This is a genomic window from Tritonibacter sp. SIMBA_163 (assembly GCF_046535935.1).
Lineage (GTDB): Bacteria > Pseudomonadota > Alphaproteobacteria > Rhodobacterales > Rhodobacteraceae > Epibacterium > Epibacterium scottomollicae.
Genome location: NZ_JAWJBP010000218.1, coordinates 1 through 323, shown reverse-complemented (window position 1 = coordinate 323; position 323 = coordinate 1). Strand labels below are relative to the sequence as shown.

Genomic DNA, 323 nt, shown 5'->3' with positions numbered 1-323 from the left:
TCTGACTTCTCATACATTCCTTTTAGTTTAATTGCATCTGAAATATGACCTGCAAAATCTACATTGTCTAACTTTTTATTTACACACATTTCTTTTAGTATGTCTTCTTGAGGTCCTTTACCAATAATTAATAAATTCGCTTTAATATCATTGTCTTTTAATCTCTTAACAAGTTCTATCGTAGTCTCAGCATTTTTATTTTTATTGAGTCCTCCAACTTGAATAATATTTAGACTTTTTTCTTTTAAATTCTTCAGATTTAGCTCAGAATCCAACCAGTGGTTTTCTATTCCATTAGGTATCCAGGTTACTTTATTCATGAT

Annotated in this window: 1 protein-coding gene; it reads right to left on the bottom strand. The window is 28.8% G+C overall.

The window, feature by feature from the left end; translation table 11 throughout:
• On the bottom strand, window positions 1-323 hold a 323-nt coding region (locus R0J92_RS22155; RefSeq protein WP_411053238.1), incomplete at both ends, for a glycosyltransferase.